The organism is Streptococcus sp. HSISS2, assembly GCF_000448665.1.
Taxonomy (GTDB): Bacteria; Bacillota; Bacilli; order Lactobacillales; family Streptococcaceae; genus Streptococcus; species Streptococcus raffinosi.
Genome location: NZ_CM002133.1, coordinates 1,923,901 through 1,941,925 on the forward strand (window position 1 = coordinate 1,923,901; position 18,025 = coordinate 1,941,925).

Here is an 18,025-nt window from a genome sequence, read left to right on the forward strand (position 1 = left end):
TTTTTTCATTTTTTCCTCTACAATCTCTCTATTTTTTTCTTTGACAAGAACTCATTCCCGCCAAAAGAGCCTGGACCTCGCCAAGCTCTCTTTAGCATCTAAGAATTGTCCTCGTCTTTTTTGTGTTTTGTGCTATCATTACCATCTCCTGAAAACTATGAATAATGGTAAGCACATCTCCTCTTCGGCTGTGTAGTTCACCTTGTTTAAGTTCCTGATAGGTTGCGTTAAAAATAGCCCCCAGAATCAAAATCCTTGCTAAAAAGATAAACCAAAGCATGAAGACGAAGATCATAATTGACCCGAATAACTTGATATCAACCAATCGACTCAGCGTACGAATCACATAGGTCCCAAACAAATTGCTCAAATACCCAATCACCAAGGTTGTAAAAATAGTCCCCGGCATGATATAACGGATTTTTCGAATCTTCACATTTGGAAGAATGAAATAAAGTACCATGACTCCCAGAAATACCACTGCAACGCTCAAGGGCTGAATACTATTCAAAATCAGTTGAGTCAGGTCAGACCCAATAGGATAGGTCTGATTGATGACTCGGAGGACCGACTGAATAATTGTCGATAACATAAGCGCAAAGGTCAGCAAAAACAAGATAACCAAACTCAAGAGTCCACCGATAATATGACTGATAAAGACGTCTCGGTGTTCTGAGGCACCATATACCTTATTAATGGCTTTTTGAAGCGAAGATAAGGACTTAATCATGGTCCAAAATCCCGTCAAAGAGGCAACTCCCAACAACTGTCCAGAAGGTGTGGAGAAGACATCCTTGACAACATTGGCTGCAGGAGCATAAAACTGCTTGGGAAGATGCTCGCTCATAAAATTCAAGAGATCAGTGGTATCAATATTCAGATAGGGAAAGACATTGGCTGCAATGACAATGAGCGGAAAGACTGTCAAAATCAAATAATAAGCCACGGCAATGGTAGAAATATCTACCTCTGCACTACGATAATGTCTAAGGTAGACCTGCAAAGGTCGCCATTGAAGCCTATCTAAGAGACGGGCCATTATGCCTTGTCGTTTCATACTAATAAGTTCTTTCTTGGCCTTGAGAAGTCAAAATGACTGGACCATCTTTGGTAATCACAAATTGGTGTTCGTATTGGCAGGAAAGACCGCCATCAAGCGTTTTATGTGCCCAACCCGTTTTAAGGTCTGTATCAATTTCCCAAGTTCCTGTGTTAATCATTGGCTCGATGGTCAAGACCATTCCTTCTTTAAGGCGGAGACCACGTCCAGCTACCCCATAGTTAGGAACCATTGGTTCTTCGTGCATTGTTGGTCCCACACCATGTCCAACCAAATCACGAACAACCCCGTAACCACGACTTTCAGCATATTCTTGAATAGCTGCACCGATATCACCGATACGGTTACCAACTACCGCTTGTTCAATACCAAGGTACATAGCCTCACGAGTTACTTCCATAAGATTTTTAACTTCATCAGAAGGTGTCCCAATCGCATAAGCCCAACATGAGTCAGCCAAACCACCAGTGTAAGATTCTGTGTATTTTTTAACTTGAGCAACATTGTCAAAGTTTAATTTTGATACATCAAGAATGGATTTGTCAAGAGGTTCTGACAAGACCATATCAACTTTCAAAAGGTCGCCATCTTTCAAAGTATAATGACGTGGAAAGGCGTGTGCTACTTCATCATTAAGGGAACAACAAGTAGCATAAGGATAATCCATAACGCTTCCTTCAACTCCAATTTGAAGAGGAAGAACATTTTCTTCTTTACAGCGACGACGCACATACTCTTCTACTTCCCACATATCCACTCCTGGTTTCAAGAGGTCACGTAGACCAATGTGGATGCTGGCAAGAAAATCTCCTGCCTTATCCATTGCTTCAATTTCACGTGCTGATTTTAATGTAATCATTGTTTTCTCCGTTTTCTTTATATCTTTTATTTTTATTCATTACTATGTTTTCTTAACCACAACAACTGATTTGCAGACGGTATGATTCCCATGAGTAACCATAAGGTCCAGATGGGCTCTACGTCTGGTCTCAGCAATAATACTCGGGGTAATCGTTACCTTATCATCAATCTGAGCCGCTTGAAGAAAGTAAAACATCATCTCTTCAATCACTAAGCCCTTCTGCGCCTGTTTTTCCATGATTCGATAAACTACTTCCTTAACCATCTCCGCAAGAACACCTTGGGTAAGGTTGCCAGAATTATCAATCATGGTTGGTTCCACCTCAAAGTTAAAGGCATGCTTGTCTTGGTTCAGATTAGCTATCATTTGATCGCTAAAGGTGTGCAAATCGCCACGATTATTGTCTTGAAGTTCCTCTAAAACCTGTCGACGGGTGATCGTCCCTAGATAATGTTTTTCGTCATCCACAACAGGAATCATATCATAGTCTTCGAAAATCATCTTTTGAGCCACGGTCGCTAAACTAGTCTCAAGTCTGGTAACCGTAGGTTTTGTCATAATAGCTTTAAGCATGGTCGTTGGATGCTGGTTAGCCACATCACGCATGGTCACAATTCCAACAACCTGATTGTCATCAGACACAATCGGGAAACGAACGAGATTAGTCCGCTTAACCACATTCTGATAATCCCTAACAGTCATTTCAGGAGTCATGTAAGTGTAATCTTCTCGTCTTGTATAAACCTGAGCAACTGGCTTGATATCTGTTTTAATCCGTACATTTGACAGGGCCTGGTTAATCATCGTTGCCACAGTAAAGGTATCATAGGTTGTAACCATGACTGGAAATTGTCTCAATCGAGAAAGTTCCTTAACCCGCTCAGAAACCTGAAATCCCCCTGTTACTAGGATAGCATTATTGTGCTCTAGGGCCAATAATTGAATATCTTCACGGTCCCCAACAATAAGCAAATCTCCCTTTGTTAAATAACGCGTGATATTTTCAATAGTCATGGCACCAATGTAAAATTTACTGAAAACACGGTCCAAACCTTCGTGACCAGAAATAACTTCAGACTCTGTAATCTCAGCAATCTCTGCAAAAGTTAACTTGTCAAGACGTACTTGAACTTTCTTTTCAATGCGAACAGTACCGCTACGAGGCCGAGTCTCTACCAATCCTCGATTTTCAGCCTCTTTAATGGCTCGGTAGGCTGTTCCATCAGACACCTGCAAGTGGTTGGAAATACTACGTACACTGACACGCTTACCGATAGGCAGAGCCTCTAAATAATCTAGAATTTCTTGATGTTTACTCACTATTCTCCTCCTTCTCAAAGCGGAGATAATCACGCATGGCACGGGTGTATCTATCGGCTCCTTTAAAGCGAGACACGAGTTTAAAACCAGACTTTTCTGCCACACGAATAGATGCTTTATTTTCCAAATGGGCTATAAGAATGATACGTTCCATTCCCATAGCTGATAAGGCTAAATCCGTTAGACAAGTGACTGCCTCCGTCATTAGGCCTCGTTCCCAGAAAGAGACATTCAAAAAATAACCAAGTTCGGCAGTCCGTTTCTGGACATCTATCTTTTCAAAACGAATAACACCAATCATCTTACTCGACTCTTTATCCAAAATGGCCCAAACACCCAAAGGTTCTTTCATGAAATAATGGACCAAAAGACAATCCGTCTCCAGCTGAGTTTTGGTTGATGGAAAGAAAAAGCGTAGGTTCTGTGGATTTGACACTATTTCGTGCAAGTCAAATCGATCTGAAAAGATGAGTGGCCTAAAAGAAAGGCGTTCTGACTCAAAGAAGGCAAAAGCCCCCAGACTAGTCCATATATCCATGAGAGTATTATAACACAGTTTTAAGAATGGAAAAAGGCTCAACCACAAGGGATTGAACCTTAGACTTAATCTTCGATCAAAGTAATATCTGCACCCAGATCAGAAAGTTTTTCGATGATATTTGAATACCCACGAAGGATATACTCAATATTCGTGATTTCGGTCTGACCATCCGCCATTAAACCTGCTGTAACAAGAGCTGCACCTGCACGCAAATCACTTGCCTTGACTGGGGCACCAGTAAATTGTGTCGGACCATTATAAACAATTTGACCACCAAGCACCTGAATATCTGCTCCCATACGAGCAAGTTCAGGAACGTGATTCACACGCTTTTCATAAATGGTATCAATGATTTTTCCTCGGCCTCCCGCTTTCAACAATAAGGGAGTCATGGGTTGTTGTAAATCAGTCGCAAAGCCTGGATAAGGTGATGTCTTAATATCCACTGGTTTTAAATCAAATTGTTCTTCGACAAAGATAGAATCCTCTTCAACTGTCATACGAACACCCATTGACTCAAGCTTAGCAATGAAACTCTCGAGATGCTCATAAAGAACATTTTTAATCTTAATTCCCTTACCAATTGCTGCTGCCATAGCAATGTATGAACCTGCTTCGATACGGTCTGGAATAACTTGGTGGCGAGTACCGTGCAAGCTATCAACGCCATCAATCGTGATAACCTCAGTACCAGCACCACGGACATGTGCTCCCATATTATTAAGCAAGGTAGCTACGTCAATAATCTCAGGTTCACGCGCTGCATTTTCAATAACAGTACGTCCTTGAGCCTTAGACGCAGCCAACATGGTATTAATGGTCGCTCCGACACTCACGGTGTCCATATAGATATGAGCTCCTCTAATACGTTGACCTTCCTCAGTGGCAATACGCATAGACTCAGCTTCATAGGAAATCGTAGCGCCCATAGCTTCAAAAGCCTTTAGGTGAAGGTCGATAGGACGTGGACCTAAATCACATCCTCCAGGAAGTCCCACTGTAGCTTGACCATAACGGCCAATCAAGCTGCCATAGAAATAATAAGAAGCACGGAGTCTACTAATCTTACCAAATGGCATCGGCATATCTTTAACGCCTCGAGGGTCAATTTCAAGCGTTTCGCCATCACGCTTAACCGAACCACCCATTAGCTCAATAATTTCAATTAGATTATCGACATCACTAATCGCTGGAACACCGTCCAAAGTCACTACCCCATCCGATAAAATGATGGCCGGGATTAAAGCAACAACCGAATTTTTAGCCCCAGATACTGTAACTTCTCCTTGAAGTTTCTTACCCCCATTGATAATAATTTTACGCATACTGTTCAATCTTTCTTATACTGGAATATTAGCCTTTTAATTCTACCATAGATTGAGGGGCATGACAAATTAAGAAGTTAAACAATTATCGGACAGTTTCACTTGATAGTTTGAACCATCCCTTAAACCGTATAGCACCATCCTGGTCTGTTCGTAAAACTCTAATGTTTCGGTCCTTAAAACGCTCTAGTGTTTCCTCATTAGGATGCTTATAGCGATTATGTTCGCCAGCTGAAATAAGAGCGATTGAGGGCTGTATCTGGTTCAAAACATTTCAGACGAAGACCCTTTTGATCCGTGGTGTCCAGCCTTAAGAACACTTACTTTTAAATTAGGATAGCTATCTATCAACGCCTTCTCACCCTCTTTTTCCAAATCACCTGTAAAAAGAAAGCTAGTCCCTAATAATTTTCCATAGAGGACAATGGAGTCATTATTGCCACCATCACCGACTTTTTGAGGATACAGAACCTGTAAATGATTTCCCATTATGGGCCATTTATCACCAGCCTTTAGAGGACGGACTGGCCGCTTCAGTTCCTGAAGGCGTTTAACAAAACTAGTCTTAGTCAAGGCTCCCTGACTGACACAAATTTCCTTAATATTAAACCGCTTAACCACTTCCTCCAAATCGCCAATATGATCTGTGTCCGTATGAGTAAGAACCAAATGATCGATACTAGACACTCCTCTAGCCTGCAGGTAGGGAATCACGGTTTTCTCGGCATTGCTCGTCTGGTTACCCTTTTGCCACTTGTCCTTAGAGCCAAAAGTCACCTTACCACCTACATCAATCAGAACTGTCTCACCTTTTACACTTCTCAGAAAAATACTATCTCCCTGACCAACATCTACCACAGTTACCTCATTAGTCAAGGGATGTTTGACCCAAATCATCAAAAGACTAAAAGCGATTAAAAGACAAATCCTCATCTGAGGCTTTTTCCAAAAATCAAAGAGAAAAATTAAGACGGCTATCATCAAGCCGAACTGAAAGAGACTGGGTTTTCCTAAAACCAATGGCTGACCAAGCCAAGATTGTATCCAAATTAAAAGGGATTCCATCAATTCAAAAAGCGGATTGAGCTGAGTCAGGACAAGAAAGCTCGAGAGTGTAAAGAAAACTGTCAAGACCGGTAAGAGAAAGCTATCAAAAAGTATGGAGAATAGGGCCGTTAAGACTAAACTAAGGGGTTGAAAGGTCCCGTAATAGTAAGTTAGAAATGGCAAGATTCCTAGACTCAATACTAGACTCGTATAGATGGACTTCTTCAGAGAGGACAACTCCTCAAAATCAAATAAGCACAACAAGAAAGCGTAAGAACAACTTAATATACCTCCCACTGTTAAAAGAAAATGGGGTAAAAAGAGAAATAAAAGAAGTAAAGTCATTCCCATATTATCAAGCTTTTTAAAACCTAACTCAGCCAAAAGACTTTGTATTAAGGACCTTAGTACCGAAGCTGTCCATCCTGTCATTAGCCCATAAAAAAGTGAAAATGGCACTAAGAGGATAAAAAGATAGTCTTTAGGAAGACCAATACGTAAAAGACCATAGCGAAACCATCCTAGGAAAAGCCCACCTGCATGCCTGAAAGTGCAAAAAGATGAATAATCCCCAAGCTAGTATAGAGCTGGCTCTGCTCGTCAAACTCTTTGTCCAAATACCCAAAGAGTAGGCCTGTCATATAGTGTCTCATCGGATTAGGAAAATGTGTCTGAATATGAACCAGGGCCTTCCTTCGCAGTTGATGAAAAAAGGTTAGTGGAGAAATGGATTTCAAGGGCGCCACACTGTCCAAGTGCTCAATCTTAGCAATACGATAAATACCCTGACTAGCTAGGTAAGACTGATAATTAAACCCTTGAAAATTACGCTGACCCGTTGCTGGTGATACCTTAATTTTCCCCCTTAAGACAGGTGTCCGACTAACCGTCTTAAAGTAATGTTGCTCCCTTTCTGACTTAAGTCGGTAAAAAATCTGATAGGTTTGCCCTTTTGCCTTACCAATGGCTGATAATTGCTCACCATTCACCGAGATTGTATCTGCAACCAATACTACCTGTTTGATTTCACTAGGAGCTTGTTTATCTTGTATAGCAGCTCTATGATGCAAGAATAGAAAGTAAGCTAGAAAGAAAGCACCTATAACACCAACAAACTTAAGAGATACTGTGTTCTTCCAATGATGCTTAAAGAAGCACAGCAATAGAAAGACAAAAGCCCCAATCGCATAGGGATTAGTGGCAAAAATTGTAAAATAAAGGGCGGCAATCAAAAGAGCCAAGGAAAAAAGATTGACTGGAGCCTTTTTAAGCCACATAAATCGATTCTCTGATTTTTTCTAAAGTTTTATCGCCGATTCCTGAGACATTTTTTAAATCATCTACAGATTGGAAGCCACCATGACTTTCACGATAGGCAATAATGTCTTCTGCTCGTTTGGCACCAATTCCTGAAATGGTTTGTAGCTGCTCTGAAGTCGCAGTATTGAGGTTAATCTTGCCATCTTTTTGACTCGTTTTTCCTCCCTTATCAGAGGCCGCCCCTGAGTCAGATTGGCCTACCACTGATACATTTTCGTCCTTGCTCGCCACATAAATGACTTCTTCATCTGACAAACTTGCGGCCAAATTGACACTCTTAGCGTCCGCATCCTCAGTCATTCCTCCAGCTGCCTTGATAGCATCCGTCACCCGAGAACTTGCATTTAGCGTATACACACCTGGCTTTGTCACCGCCCCCTTGACATCTACAGTTACTTGCTCATGTTGTGTATCTGTTGCCTCAGTCTTTGACTGAGCAGGTCTTTCAGAAAGAGCTTTTGAACTTTTCTGTGAAGACGAGGTTGATAGAGCAGAAATATCTGTGTAAGACGTTTCCGCCTCCATGCTATTTCCAGCGCCACAAGTCAGCCACAGGAAGAGACAAAAAATGACCAAGAGTACACTGATGATCCCCACAAAAAGACGATTGTCTTTGACATAAGCTAGAATTTTTTCTTCACGCTACTCTCCTTAATTGATATCTTTTCTTTTTATTCGTAAAAATCTAGAAAAAATATCAAAAGGACAAAAAACTCCATCAGATTGACATCTGATAGAGTCCTTTACTTATTTTTGCGTTTCTTTAGCACGATGTTTTTCAGGATTCCAAACAAAGCTAGCCACGTATGAGAAAGCCATTGTTAAAATCACCGCAAGGATAGCCACAAGGCCAAGTGGTACACGGTAGATATAGGTCAATGGGTTTGGTTTCTTACCTGTTTGATAGCTCAAAGCTTCTTCATCAAGGCGATCAAATTCAGACTGGATACGACGGGCAACCTCTTGAATATTCTCATCATTCAAACGCTTCAAATCCGAAATATCAATAGGATTTCCGTAGTTCATATCTACACGTTCACCCGTCAAGAGCCCCTTGAGTTCACGAGGCCCTTGATAAACAACTGGCATAATTTTAACCTTTGCCATTTTAGCGATAACCGCAACCCCACCCTTAACATCAGAAGAATGACGGCTACCACTTGGGAACATAATCAAACTACGCTTGCTCTTTTTAAGCATATTAACAGGGTACTTAATAGCCTCCTGACCAGGATTTTCACGGTCAATCGGGAAAGCCCCACACATACGAATCCACCAACCAAAGATGCGACTCTTGAAGAGCTCTTTCTTAGCCATAAAAATAAACTGCTTTGGGCGAGCTGAAAATGCCATATAAACAGGGTCCCACCAAGTCCTGTGAGGAGCCACCAAGATGTAATTCTCATCCTTGTTCAATAACTTGTCACGATTGTGATAATGGGCATTGCCATTAATAATCCAAAGAAGGAAGACAACAAGCCCACGTAAATAAGCGTAAAACACGTTTTTACCTCTTTTTCTACAATTTTTTATATTATACTAGAAAAACGCATTTTTTTCAGTAAAATACCAGTAAAAAATTATGCAAAAATACATGAAAACATTATGGCACTTTCTCTAAGTTTGAGATATAATGTAATCATGAAAAGAAGTAATGATATTTTAGGGAATAATCAAAAGACACTTAATATATGTCTTATTATAGCTAACCTTGCTGTACTTATTGTTTTAGGTTTTGTCCTATTCCAGCACCAAAACTCTAAGGTTAATCGTATGGTTAAGACACCAAAAACGAACAAGTGTCTAAGGGTTCAAGTAGCTCTTCAAAAAAAGCTAAAAAAGAGGATAAAACACAACTCAAAAAAGGAAGCAACCACAGCATTGAGGCGTCTGACTACGCCTATGATGTCACTGCCGTTAATAACACTATCCGAGGAAAGTCTCAAGATGTTAAGGGTAAGGTGGTCTTTTTAACCTTTGATGATGGGATTGATCCTACTTTGACACCACAAGTCATGGATATTCTGAAAGAGTATGGCGTTCACGCAACCTTCTTCCACATCGGCTATACCATCACCCCTGAAAATGGGGACATCCTCAAACGCCAAATTACTGAAGGACATGCCATTGCCAACCACAGTCTTAGCCATAACTTCAATCTGCTTTATCCAGGACGTGTTCCTAACCAAAGTCAGATTACTACTGAGGTCGACCAAACTATGGCTAATTTCAAGGCAATCTTAGGTAAGGATTTCAAAACAAGAATTTTCCGTTACCCTGGTGGTCATATGTCATGGCAAGGCCTAGAGGGAACCGACCAAGCTCTTGCTAAACAAGGTGTCCAGTGGATTGACTGGAACATGCTCTGTGGAGATGCAGAACCACTCTCTGTTCGTCCAACCACATCTGAAAGCATGATGGCTTATATGGATGGTTCACAGAAATATTTCCCTGAAACTACTGTTAAAGTTGTACTAATGCACGATACAGCTGGTAAGGAGCTGACTGTTCAGACCCTTCCACAAATTATCGAATATTTCAAAAATCAAGGATATACCTTCGGTGTCCTAGAGTAATCACTCGCAACAGTTCCTTTGGGAGCTGTTTTTTGTTACAATAAAACTATGACAAATCCAATTTTAAAAGATGGAGAACGCATTGACCAGCTCTTCTCCACAGATGTGAAAATCATTCAAAATAAGGAGGTCTTCAGCTACTCTATTGATAGCGTCCTCCTCTCTCGGTTCCCAAAAATTCCAAAGAAAGGATTAATCGTTGACCTCTGTTCGGGAAATGGTGCCGTTGGGCTCTTTGCCAGCACGCGCACCGAGGCACCGATTACCTTAGTTGAGTTGCAAGAACGTCTGGCTGATATGGCCAAACGTTCCGTCACTCTCAACCAACTAGAGGACCAGGTGACTGTAGTCAATGACGACCTGAAAAATTTGCTTGACCATGCCCCACGATCTCAGGTGGACCTTATCCTCTGTAACCCTCCCTACTTTAAGGCGACAGAAACTTCCAAGAAAAATCTGTCAGAGCACTACCTCTTGGCCCGTCATGAAATCACGACAAATTTAGAAGAAATTTGCCGGGTCGCTCGTCATGCCCTCAAATCTAATGGACGCATTGCCATGGTGCATCGCCCTGACCGCTTTTTGGATATCATCGACACCATGCGCCAGTATAATCTAGCTCCTAAACGCATCCAGTTTATCTATCCTAAAATGGGACGTGAGGCTAATATGCTCCTGATTGAAGCCATAAAAGACGGATCGACAGATGGCTTGAAAATCCTTCCTCCCCTCTTTGTTCACAAGGAAAATGGTGATTATACCGACGAAATCTTTGAGATTTACTTTGGGAAAAAGGCTGAGGGTGAGTCCTAAACGATGACAGAAAAGGATAGCAAGGCCTACATATATGTTGTTGAGTGTGCCGACGGCACCCTCTATACAGGCTACACCACAGACGTCGAACGCCGCCTCAAAACCCATAACTCAGGCAAGGGCGCTAAGTATACCAGAGCTCGCCTACCAGTTAAACTCCTCTATTCAGAAACCTTTGACAGCAAGCCTGAAGCCATGAGCGCCGAAGCACGCTTTAAGAAAAAAAGCCGAGAGAAAAAACTAGCTTATATCAAAGAACACACGGAAAAATAACCGTGTGTTTTTTGAATAATATCTCCAAATTTTAAAATGTTTTATCGCTAATTTAATTTTAAATATTTTTAAACATGCTAACTATACTACTCTTATAATCCTTGTTAGAAACAACCTTATTCTTCTCTAGCTATCAGTTTCTCCACTTACTTTTTTTAAGCTATCAAGATAATCTTTGTTTTGACTATCTCTAGTTATTGTATAAATTAATTCAAAAACCTGATAGATAAAAAACAAAACAGAAACAACCCATATCAAAATAAACCATTCATTGCTCGAAAAATCTCCACTAAATAATCCAATTAAATGAGCATTTTTTAAACTAGAAAATACGTTTTTATAAAAGTACTGTGTTATTATAGCATAAAAGATATCAAGAATTAGAAAAAAACACTCGTCTTCCATAATGCGTTACTGAGAGTTTTAATTATTTCTAACAACAAAATATTATTTACACCTATAAGAATATCAAGAAAAATAACAACTATTAAAACAATACCAGTAATTAAAAATACGCTACTCATTTCCTACACCTCTTACCTCTCCATTCCTTAATTTAAATAATTCTTCAAATGTTTCTCTAACCAAGACATTCTCTTGATTATTTCTTTTTTCTTTCCTAAAATAAGTTGATTAGGCCCCATTTCACTTTGATACTCATAATGATACTTAAGTAAAAATTAGCAAATAACCTAACGACTTTTATATCATCTGATTTCAGAAAATACTCTTTACTACATTTTTTACACTTTTGAGAGCACTTTTGAGAGGGTTCTGACAATATCCTTTCCAACTCAACAATCATAATATTTGTAAACCAATCAAATGAGAAAGTAACTATTTCTTTATTATCATGCTTAAACATTCTCAAAGAAGATCTAACCCTCTGAGCATCATCTTTCGTCAACTGATACTTTGAAGCAACATTTAGCAATCCCTCACGCCATTTGGAACTACTATCTAGGCTAGAATTTCTACCAAGAAGCGATACATAAATTGCTATCAAGGCCGATAGAATGGCACCAACTAAACCGGATACTATTACCATATCTGAAATATAATCCTCCTACATAAGTTTTTCTAATTCCTAATAAACTACCTCATGATAATTCATCCACTTAAGTATAGCAAAAAACACCCTATTTTCATAGAGCGTTTTCATCCTTACTTATCACCCTTGTTACGGATGACAAAGCCGTTTTTCTTTTCGCTTGAGGTGCGGTGTGGGCGTTTGTTGCCACGATTTTCGAAGTCACGGCTGTTTTTCTTAGACTTGCGTTTGAAGTCACGACGGCCACCGTCTCGATCATCACGGTTACGGTCGCCACGATATCCACCACGACGGTTGTTATCGCGACCACGGTTACCACGGCCACCTTTGCCACCTTTGCCACCACCTGATGGTTTAAATGGCAATGGTTTTTCACGAGCAATTTCCACTTCTGGCATTGTTTCTGGATCTTGAACGGTCAAGCTCAAGATGTAAAGCGCCAATTCTTCAGGTGTGAATTCTTGAGCCAATTTAACCGCATCGCCTTTGAACTTGTCAAAGTTAGCACGGATAGCTTCATCCGCAAAGTCACGTTCAATTTTCTTAAGGGCAACTTTCTTCTTAGCTTGGAAGGCTTCTTGAGCTGTTGGTGGCTTAAGGCCTTTCATGCGTTTCTTAGTCAAGTTTTCGATGATTCCCAAGTAACCCATTTCGTTTGGCGCTACAAACGTAATCGATTGACCTGATTGACCTGCACGACCTGTACGTCCAATACGGTGAACATAGCTTTCTGGGTCTTGTGGAATATCGTAGTTGTAGACGTGAGTAACACCTGAAATGTCAAGACCACGCGCCGCAACGTCTGTCGCAACCAAGATATCGATTTGGTCGTTCTTGAAGTCACGAATAACACGAAGACGTTTGTTTTGGTCAAGGTCACCGTGGATACCTTCTGCACGGAAACCACGAAGTTTCAAACCACGTGTCAATTCATCCACACGACGTTTGGTACGTCCAAAGACGATTGACAATTCAGGTTGGTCAACATCCATAAGACGAGTCATGGTATCAAACTTCTCTTGTTCCTTCACTCGGATAAAGTATTGGTCAACGTTAACATTGGTCAATTCTTTAGCCTTGATTTTCACATGCTCAGGATCTTTCATGAACTGCACACCAATACGTTTGATGGCATCAGGCATAGTTGCTGAGAAAAGAAGGGTTTGACGTTCTTCTGGTACTCGGCTAATGATAGCTTCAATGTCTTCAAGGAAGCCCATGTTAAGCATTTCATCAGCTTCATCCAAAATCAAAGTCTCGATGTTATTGAGTTTAAGAGCCTTACGTTTGATAAGGTCAAGGAGACGACCTGGTGTCCCTACAACGATGTGGGCACCTGAACGAAGGGCCTTGATTTGTTTTTCAATGCTAGAACCACCGTAGACTGAGCGAACTTTAACGCCTTTGTCACGACCAAAACGGAAAAGCTCTTCTTGAGATTGCACTGCCAACTCACGTGTTGGGGCAATAACAAGGGCTTGGATTGTATTTTCTTCTGTACGAATTTTATCTAGGGTAGGCAAACCAAAGGCAGCTGTTTTACCAGTACCAGTTTGGGCCTGACCGATAACATCCTTACCTTCAAGAGCGAGTGGAATTGTCAACTCTTGGATAGGTGATGGTTTTTCAAAACCGGCAGCTACAACAGCTGATTGGATGTCTTCTGATAGGTTTAAATCTGTAAATTTCAAAGTATTCTTCTTTCTATTTGAAGGCGGTGCGAAGCCACCTTATGAGACTTGGTTGTGTAGTATGTTAACTACCTGTATTTAATAGTCGTTTATTTTAACAACTCATCTAGTCTATCATATTTAAGAATAAAAAGACAGTGAATAACGTTTTAAAACCGCCTCCAATTTGAGAAGACGGTTTCACTCACTAATTATTATTTATGGACCAACCAACGCAAGTAGCGGGCCAAGACCAAACAAAGGATCGCACTACCGATAATGATGAAAATCCAGGCTGGACTGACAGTCATAAACGGTAGAGGAACATTCATCCCAAAGAAACCAGTAATAACGGCAATCACTCCTAAAAGTACCTCAATAATGGACAGATTGCTCAAGTTGTTGTTCAAGTTGTTGTTTAGGATATTGTCATAAGAACCTGATAGGTGCTGTAAGACCTTAGAAATAAGATCCGTCATGGCAACCAACTGCCTGGCTTCAATCATGGCATCATCAAACTGCTCTTTTTCGACCTCATTGAGACGACGATAAATGGCGTGCCCCTTGATGTGTTCCAATAGAAGACGGTTTTGTGTGGCTGCAGCCACCAAATAGACCATGCCTATTTCCAAATCTGAAAGATCGTAAAGATTCTTACTCGTCGTTGTCTGTCTTAGGCGTCGACTAACCTCATCTTTTTGCTGATCCAAACATTCAATGACGGGATAGTAGGCATTTGAAATCATCTCAAGTCCTGCAAAGAGCAATTTGTAGATAGACAAATCCTCATGGTTATCCACATAATCTTGCATCTTGCTTATCACATAAGCGTTATCCTTGTTACTAATGGTCACCAAACGCGTATCTTGAACAATAAAGGTCAGAGGAATGGTTTCATAGTATTCATTGTCCTTCTCAAGAGCCAGAACATTATAGATAAAAGTGATTGTTCCATTCTCACGGTTGTAGTCCATGTGAGCTCGTTCATTTTTATCCAAGGCATACTCTATGGTTTCCTGGTCAATATCATACTTGGTATAAAGGTAGGATTGCTCAGAAATAATATCTGAGTCAATATTAATCCAGTGACGCTTATAACCCAGTTCTTTTTCAATAAACATTTTTCTTCCTCATTACTTTAGCACTGCTGCTGCCAAAGCTTGTTGAATTTCAAAGACGTTATTATCACTCTTAAATTGCAGGACCTCTGCGGGCTCCAGTGCTGATGAAATCCAAATCTTAAGCTCAGCATCTAGGTCAAAGTGACCCGAACTTTCTACAGTAAAACGAGAAATCGAGTGATAAGGGATAGACTTGTAGGAAGTCTTCTTCCCGGTAACACCTTGCTTATCGACTAAAATCAAGCGCTTCTCTGTAAAGACAATCAAGTCACGAACCAAAACATAGGCTAACTCCACCTGTTCACCTGGAATTAAGATACCTTCCAATTGGCGCTCAACCTTATCATTATCTTTTTTAGATGCGTTGCCAAGCAGTCCTGAAAAAAGTCCCATAGTTATTTCTCCTTTTTTATTGTAAAGATAATCCTTGCTTTAACTATACCACAATTTTAGGATTTCAGACACTTGCAGAAATGGGTTTCTGGTAGTACAATTAAGGAGTCACAAGAGGAGCAATTGCTGAGAATGGCTAGCTTGAATTTTTCTTCAAGACTTGCCTAAACTCTTACCACCTGATCAGGTTAGAACCTGCGTAGGGATGTGTCTCAAAATAGATTGAAATAGAGGAACTTCTATGACGTCGTTTTGATGTGGCAAAAAAACAGCCAATCAAGACGATTGGTATAGGAGGTTTTTTATGTCGAAAACAAATATTCGACCAATGATTGAGGTTGCCCTTTTTGCAACCATTGCTTATATCCTGGACCTAGTTACTCAGCCCATGTCACTAGGCCCTTGGATTTCCCTTTCCTTTAAGATGGTGCCCATCTTTCTCCTCAGTTTTCGCTGGGGGCTTAAAGCCGGTGCTATGGGCGGTCTCATCTGGGGGCTTCTCCAGGTGGTGACAGGACAAGCAGCCGGCGGTTGGCTAACCTTAACACAAGGTTTTCTGGAATATTTTGTTGCCTTTAGCCTTATTGGGATTAGTGGTGTGGTCAAACCAGCCCTCGATAAAGCCATCATACAAGGGAAAAAGCTCAAGTCTCTAGTGTATATCACTGGCGGTATTCTGCTAGGGGGCTTTTCACGCTATCTCATTCACTTTATAGCCGGTGTCATCTTTTGGGGAAGCTATGCTCCTAAAGGACAAAGCCCTTATCTCTACTCATTTATTATTAATGGCTCATCTTTCTTAGGAGAAACATTAGCCAGCCTCATCGTTTTCTTCGCCCTACATCGATTCCTAGGCAGATTACTCAATACGGAAAAATAAAAGAAACCATAGGACAGTCTTAAGTGGAAGTCCTATGGTTTTTTGTGTGTTTAAAAGATATTACGACATGAGAAAACGGAAACGATATTTTTCCGTTTTCGAGTTAGTAAGGGACTTAGCCACGGTCTCATAGGACGTGGCGTAGATTGCTTAGGATATGAAATAGCCTAAGCAATCTTAGTACATTACATCTTCTCTTCCAATGTTACATCTGGATATTTGTCCGCAAACCAACGGAGGGCAAAGTCATTTTCAAAGAGGAAGACTGGTTGGTCAAAGCGGTCTTTGGCCAAGATATTTCGGCTTGATGACATGCGTTCATCGAGGTCCTCAGGTTGAATCCAACGCACAGTCTTTTTACCCATTGGTGTCATAACGACTTCGGCATTGTATTCATTTTCCATACGGTGTTTGAAGACTTCAAACTGAAGTTGACCAACGGCACCAAGCATGTATTCACCTGTTTGGTAATTGGTGTAGAGCTGGATGGCTCCTTCTTGCACCAATTGTTCAATTCCCTTGTGGAAAGACTTCTGTTTCATGACGTTTTTAGCAGAAACTTTCATGAACAATTCTGGTGTAAAGGTTGGTAGTGGCTCAAATTCAAATTTGTTTTTCCAACAGTAAGAGTATCACCAACCTGGTAGGTTCCTGTATCGTAAACCCCGATGATATCTCCAGCCACGGCATTTTCAACATTTTCACGAGATTCAGCCATGAACTGAGTGACGTTAGAGAGCTTAGCTCCTTTACCAGTACGTGTTAGATTAACACTCATACCACGCTCAAATTCACCAGAAACGATACGAACAAAGGCAATACGGTCACGGTGACGTGGGTCCATGTTGGCTTGGATTTTGAAAACAAAACCAGAGAAATCCTTGTTAAGAGGATCAATCTCATCACCATCTACGGTCTTGTGGCCATGTGGTTCTGGAGCAAATTTGAGGAAGGTATCGAGGAAGGTTTGAACTCCGAAGTTAGTGAGGGCAGAACCGAAGAAGACCGGTGTCAATTCACCTGCTAAAATAGCCTCTTCAGAGAATTCATTTCCTGCTTCTGTCAAGAGTTCAATATCTTCTTTAGCTTGCTCATAGAATGGATTATTAGCAAATAAAGTATCACCATCTTCAATCTTGGCAAAGCGCTCGTCACCTTTATAGAGCTCCAAGCGTTCGTTATAAAGGTCATAAAGCCCTTCGAAGGCTTTCCCCATACCGATAGGCCAGTTCATTGGGTAGCTGGCAATACCAAGCACTTCTTCCAACTCTTCCAAGAGGTCAAGTGGCTCACGTCCATCACGGTCCAATTTGTTCATGAAGGTAAAGACAGGAATACCACGGTGTTTGACAACTTCGAAAAGTTTTTTGGTTTGGGCTTCGATACCTTTGGCTGAGTCAACGACCATTACGGCAGCATCAACCGCCATAAGGGTACGGTAGGTATCTTCTGAGAAGTCCTCGTGCCCTGGAGTATCAAGGATATTGACACGTTTACCCGCATAGTCAAACTGCATCACAGATGAGGTTACTGAGATACCACGTTGTTTCTCAATATCCATCCAGTCTGATTTAGCAAAGTTTCCGGTCTTCTTACCTTTTACGGTACCAGCTTCACGGATTTCACCCCCGAAGTAAAGCAATTGTTCAGTAATTGTTGTTTTACCAGCATCGGGGTGAGAGATGATGGCAAAAGTACGGCGTTTTTTGATTTCGTCTTGAATACTCATAGTTTTCTTTCTTCTTTAAAAATAATCTTTTTGTTACTTTTCCT

Annotated in this window: 13 protein-coding genes, 4 pseudogenes and 1 riboswitch; of the genes and pseudogenes, 4 read left to right on the forward strand and 13 right to left on the reverse strand. The window is 40.9% G+C overall.

The annotated features are described in order from the left end of the window. Positions 1–98: 98 nt before the first annotated feature. The 8 genes and pseudogenes from HSISS2_RS08285 to HSISS2_RS08320 all read right to left on the reverse strand — a co-directional run bounded on the left by HSISS2_RS08285 (position 99) and on the right by HSISS2_RS08320 (position 8,978). Positions 99–1,057 (reverse strand): annotated as a pseudogene (locus HSISS2_RS08285) (YihY/virulence factor BrkB family protein). A 1-nt stretch (position 1,058) separates the two neighbouring features. Then, on the reverse strand, positions 1,059–1,919 hold the full coding sequence (locus HSISS2_RS08290) for a methionyl aminopeptidase (protein WP_021146307.1): 861 nt from the start codon (positions 1,917–1,919) through the stop codon (positions 1,059–1,061). A 42-nt stretch (positions 1,920–1,961) separates the two neighbouring features. Then, positions 1,962–3,242 carry a CBS-HotDog domain-containing transcription factor SpxR gene (gene spxR / locus HSISS2_RS08295; protein ID WP_021146308.1) on the reverse strand — a complete coding sequence of 427 codons (1,281 nt, stop codon included), beginning with the start codon at positions 3,240–3,242 and terminating at the stop codon, positions 1,962–1,964. Next, positions 3,235–3,780, reverse strand: a complete 546-nt coding sequence (locus HSISS2_RS08300; protein ID WP_042767107.1) for a GNAT family N-acetyltransferase — start codon at positions 3,778–3,780, stop codon at positions 3,235–3,237. Before HSISS2_RS08300 ends, spxR begins: the two co-directional genes overlap by 8 nt. 65 nt (positions 3,781–3,845) lie before the next feature. Further along, positions 3,846–5,108: a UDP-N-acetylglucosamine 1-carboxyvinyltransferase gene (locus tag HSISS2_RS08305; protein ID WP_008535303.1), complete on the reverse strand. Its 1,263-nt coding sequence runs from the start codon at positions 5,106–5,108 to the stop codon at positions 3,846–3,848. Between the two features lie 85 nt (positions 5,109–5,193). Beyond that, positions 5,194–7,432, reverse strand: a pseudogene (locus tag HSISS2_RS08310) (DNA internalization-related competence protein ComEC/Rec2). After that, on the reverse strand, positions 7,422–8,105 hold the full coding sequence (locus HSISS2_RS08315) for a helix-hairpin-helix domain-containing protein (RefSeq protein WP_042767108.1): 684 nt from the start codon (positions 8,103–8,105) through the stop codon (positions 7,422–7,424). Before HSISS2_RS08315 ends, HSISS2_RS08310 begins: the two are co-directional and overlap by 11 nt. 117 nt (positions 8,106–8,222) lie before the next feature. Further along, complete coding sequence (locus tag HSISS2_RS08320; protein WP_021146313.1) at positions 8,223–8,978, reverse strand: 1-acyl-sn-glycerol-3-phosphate acyltransferase; 756 nt, start codon at positions 8,976–8,978, stop codon at positions 8,223–8,225. A 102-nt stretch (positions 8,979–9,080) separates the two neighbouring features. Here HSISS2_RS08320 and HSISS2_RS08325 point away from each other — a divergent pair. The 3 genes and pseudogenes from HSISS2_RS08325 to HSISS2_RS08335 all read left to right on the forward strand — a co-directional run bounded on the left by HSISS2_RS08325 (position 9,081) and on the right by HSISS2_RS08335 (position 11,137). Next, a pseudogene (locus tag HSISS2_RS08325) lies at positions 9,081–10,051 on the forward strand (polysaccharide deacetylase family protein). 48 nt (positions 10,052–10,099) lie between these two features. After that, entirely contained in the window at positions 10,100–10,864 is a 765-nt protein-coding gene (locus tag HSISS2_RS08330) for a tRNA1(Val) (adenine(37)-N6)-methyltransferase (RefSeq protein ID WP_021146315.1), read from the forward strand. A 3-nt stretch (positions 10,865–10,867) separates the two neighbouring features. Further along, complete coding sequence (locus HSISS2_RS08335; RefSeq protein WP_021146316.1) at positions 10,868–11,137, forward strand: GIY-YIG nuclease family protein; 270 nt, start codon at positions 10,868–10,870, stop codon at positions 11,135–11,137. A gap of 619 nt (positions 11,138–11,756) precedes the next feature. Here HSISS2_RS08335 and HSISS2_RS08345 read toward each other — a convergent pair. The 4 genes from HSISS2_RS08345 to HSISS2_RS08360 form a co-directional block, all read right to left on the reverse strand. Next, on the reverse strand, positions 11,757–12,185 hold the full coding sequence (locus HSISS2_RS08345) for a hypothetical protein (RefSeq protein ID WP_042767110.1): 429 nt from the start codon (positions 12,183–12,185) through the stop codon (positions 11,757–11,759). A 116-nt stretch (positions 12,186–12,301) separates the two neighbouring features. Further along, entirely contained in the window at positions 12,302–13,879 is a 1,578-nt protein-coding gene (locus HSISS2_RS08350; protein WP_021146317.1) for a DEAD/DEAH box helicase, read from the reverse strand. Between the two features lie 194 nt (positions 13,880–14,073). Then, positions 14,074–14,979, reverse strand: a complete 906-nt coding sequence (locus tag HSISS2_RS08355; protein WP_021146318.1) for a magnesium transporter CorA family protein — start codon at positions 14,977–14,979, stop codon at positions 14,074–14,076. Positions 14,980–14,991: 12 nt separating this feature from the next. Next, the gene (locus tag HSISS2_RS08360; RefSeq protein ID WP_013991039.1) at positions 14,992–15,372 is read right to left on the reverse strand and encodes a PH domain-containing protein; all 381 of its coding nucleotides are present in this window, start codon (positions 15,370–15,372) and stop codon (positions 14,992–14,994) included. Positions 15,373–15,475: 103 nt separating this feature from the next. Further along, positions 15,476–15,595, forward strand: a riboswitch (TPP riboswitch). Positions 15,596–15,676: 81 nt separating this feature from the next. Here HSISS2_RS08360 and thiT point away from each other — a divergent pair. Continuing rightward, the gene (gene thiT / locus HSISS2_RS08365) at positions 15,677–16,252 is read left to right on the forward strand and encodes an energy-coupled thiamine transporter ThiT (protein ID WP_021146319.1); all 576 of its coding nucleotides are present in this window, start codon (positions 15,677–15,679) and stop codon (positions 16,250–16,252) included. A 185-nt stretch (positions 16,253–16,437) separates the two neighbouring features. On the opposite strand, the pseudogene HSISS2_RS08370 reads toward thiT, so the two are convergent. After that, a pseudogene (locus HSISS2_RS08370) lies at positions 16,438–17,981 on the reverse strand (peptide chain release factor 3). Positions 17,982–18,025: the final 44 nt, after the last annotated feature.

What these genes read in the sequence shown, in the direction of transcription:
- HSISS2_RS08345 (WP_042767110.1), bottom strand. Translation starts at nt 12,185, where the DNA reads ATGGTAATAGTATCCGGTTTAGTTGGTGCCATTCTATCGGCCTTGATA.
- HSISS2_RS08335 (WP_021146316.1), top strand. Translation starts at nt 10,868, where the DNA reads ATGACAGAAAAGGATAGCAAGGCCTACATATATGTTGTTGAGTGTGCC.
- thiT (WP_021146319.1), top strand. Translation starts at nt 15,677, where the DNA reads ATGTCGAAAACAAATATTCGACCAATGATTGAGGTTGCCCTTTTTGCA.
- HSISS2_RS08300 (WP_042767107.1), bottom strand. Translation starts at nt 3,780, where the DNA reads ATGGATATATGGACTAGTCTGGGGGCTTTTGCCTTCTTTGAGTCAGAA.
- HSISS2_RS08330 (WP_021146315.1), top strand. Translation starts at nt 10,100, where the DNA reads ATGACAAATCCAATTTTAAAAGATGGAGAACGCATTGACCAGCTCTTC.
- HSISS2_RS08290 (WP_021146307.1), bottom strand. Translation starts at nt 1,919, where the DNA reads ATGATTACATTAAAATCAGCACGTGAAATTGAAGCAATGGATAAGGCA.
- HSISS2_RS08355 (WP_021146318.1), bottom strand. Translation starts at nt 14,979, where the DNA reads ATGTTTATTGAAAAAGAACTGGGTTATAAGCGTCACTGGATTAATATT.
- HSISS2_RS08360 (WP_013991039.1), bottom strand. Translation starts at nt 15,372, where the DNA reads ATGGGACTTTTTTCAGGACTGCTTGGCAACGCATCTAAAAAAGATAAT.
- HSISS2_RS08305 (WP_008535303.1), bottom strand. Translation starts at nt 5,108, where the DNA reads ATGCGTAAAATTATTATCAATGGGGGTAAGAAACTTCAAGGAGAAGTT.